1 pseudogene is annotated in these 713 nt (G+C 60.6%); it reads right to left on the reverse strand.

Annotation, left to right across the window (positions count from 1 at the left end):
* A pseudogene (locus tag DK871_RS28420) lies at positions 1–713 on the reverse strand (RHS repeat protein); the annotation flags it as partial.

Raw genomic sequence — 713 nt, forward strand, 5'->3', positions numbered from 1 at the left:
TTGTTGTCCGGTAGGCACAGGTTTTTCAGCTGGCCGCAGGCGTCGTAGCCGTAGCGCAGGGTGCCCCAGCCTTGGTGTTCGGCGATGAGGCGGTTTTGGCGGTCGTATTCGTAGGCCAGCGCCCAGTGGCCGTCTTCGACGCTGAGGAGGTTGCCTTGGCGGTCGTAGGTATAGTCGACAACGTTGCTGTCGGGCAGGGTTTTTCGTACGAGGCGACCGGAGTGGTCGCGCTCGTAACGGGTGATTAGCTGACTGTCATCGTCGCCGTATTCGGTCTTTTCCAGCAGGTTGCCGTTGAGGTCGTAGGCGTACGCGGTGCGTTGGCCGTCGAAGCCGGTTTCCTGGCGGATCAGGCCGTTGGGGTGGTAGTCGAGTTGGTAGGTTTCGCCGGCTTCGTTTTCGATCTCGGTGAGCAGCAGCCGAGCGTTGTCGTAGCGGTAGTTGACCTGGGTGCCGTCGGCGTTGAGGCGGCGGCTGATCAGGTGCAGGCCGTCTGCGTATTCGTAGCGGGTGACGTGGCCGAGTTCGTCGCGTTCAGCGATGATTTTGCCGTAGGGGTTGTAGCTGAATTCTCGTGTGGCGCCATCGGGCAAGACGAGGCGAATCAGCCTACTGACGCTGTCCCATTCATAGACTGTCTGCGCGCCGTGTTCATCCTCACGGGCGATTTGCCTTCCGCGGTCGTCATAGCGATAACGCTTGATCCCACCATT

The sequence above is a fragment of the Pseudomonas sp. L13 genome, from assembly GCF_009935965.1.
In the GTDB taxonomy this organism is placed as follows: domain Bacteria; phylum Pseudomonadota; class Gammaproteobacteria; order Pseudomonadales; family Pseudomonadaceae; genus Aquipseudomonas; species Aquipseudomonas lactis.